1 protein-coding gene is annotated in these 1,525 nt (G+C 43.3%); it reads right to left on the bottom strand.

Annotation, left to right across the window (positions count from 1 at the left end; all coding sequences use genetic code 11):
- Nucleotides 1-166 precede the first annotated feature (166 nt).
- Nucleotides 167-1,372 (bottom strand): IS4 family transposase, encoded by a 1,206-nt coding sequence (locus AC3Y2E_RS34545; RefSeq protein ID WP_379217975.1) that lies wholly within the window; start codon nucleotides 1,370-1,372, stop codon nucleotides 167-169.
- Nucleotides 1,373-1,525 lie beyond the last annotated feature (153 nt).

The following is a 1,525-nucleotide window of genomic DNA, read 5'->3' as shown; positions in this document are numbered from 1 at the left end:
GCACTAGCGTTGCAAAAACAGTAACATAGAACGTTAAGTTTTCATTTATTAGTAAACAAAGAACATTAATAACTTATTTTTACAGTCACTTTGGCGTGTAATCGGCCCAAAAAGGAATCTCAAACAAGGTAAGTCATGTTATCCCAGTTATTGGATTATTTAATTATTAGTGGTAAGTATGTGGCTTGTACACACCGATCGTCGGATAGAAGCTTTCAGGTTCTGGTTCTTCTTTTGAGGCTTTTCTTCCTTGTGACGTTCGCGTTGGTTTTCGATGTAACTCTGCCTGAAAAGCCTGCCATGATTTGTATGCAAAGTGCTGAAGCGTGCGCCATACTTCCCTTTCTTTCTGTTCACTGAGCTCCAACAGCTTGATCAAAATCATCAAACTATAGGCTAGCAAGCAAAGATACATGGTATTCCAAAGCGCTTGGGGCTTGTAACTGTACAGTTTTACTAGCGCAGCCCGCTGTTTTAACCACTTGAAGAATAGCTCAATAATCCAGCGCTTCCGGTATGCTGCTGCAACCTCTTCCGCAGTAAGATCATATCGATTTGTGACCACGCGGTAGAGGTGTCCTTTATCGTCCAGGTACTCGACCAAGCGTACCGGATTCTTCATCGATCTAAACTTACTACCAAGCCAGATCTTCGCATCTCGAACGATCGATGTTCCAGGGGGAACGGGGTACGTTTCTAAAAGGTTTTCCTGGTGGTTATCGTTGATCCGAATGATGTACTGGAATTCCTGACGAATCCACTCATCCATATGTCGGTAATTCACGTAACCCCGGTCCATTACATACAGGACATCCTTGGCTACCACCAGTTCCATCACTACAGTCCCGTCGTTGACGTTCCCAGTTGTAGGAATGATCGCTTCCGGAACGAGTACATGAGGAGAGTCAACCACGAGACGAAGGTGCATTTTCACCATCGTTTGATGCTTACTAACCTTAGCCCACTGGCCTAGCCCTGCAGGGATAAGCAGCGAAGTCGAGTCCACGATGTGTAGTTTTCCTAATTTGGGCAGCCCCTGCTCTGCCTTCGTCAATTGCCGAATACGTCCACATACGCGAATGAGCAGCCGTTCCAGCACCTCTGTTGGAAGAGTCGGCAACCTTCGAGTCAATTGAGAATGGCTCATGCTTTTGACATTCAGCATTTCTTGCAAGGACTCTTCGGCACGTAACGCTTTTTCGATATCGCGAGAAGAAGCGTGTTCTAACAAGTAGGATGCGACAAAAAGGCGGATACAGTCTGCTGTCTTCAGCTTCTTCATTCGGTAGTCGTACAAATACATGGGCAAATTCTCAAAAGGTAGATGAGAAAGATATTGACAAATAACTGGTTGATTTGTAGTGTTATCCATGGGTAATCTCCTTTGTAAGAGGTATGGATAACATGCCTTACTCTTACAATAGGAGATTTTTTATTTGTTTACCATGAAAATGCATCATTTATTAACATTATTAGTAAATAAAAGAAGATGTTTTATGATGTTAGCTTTTATGCAACGCTAGTG

The organism is Paenibacillus sp. MAH-35 (genome assembly GCF_058135425.1).
This window is presented reverse-complemented; position numbering and strand designations above follow the sequence as displayed.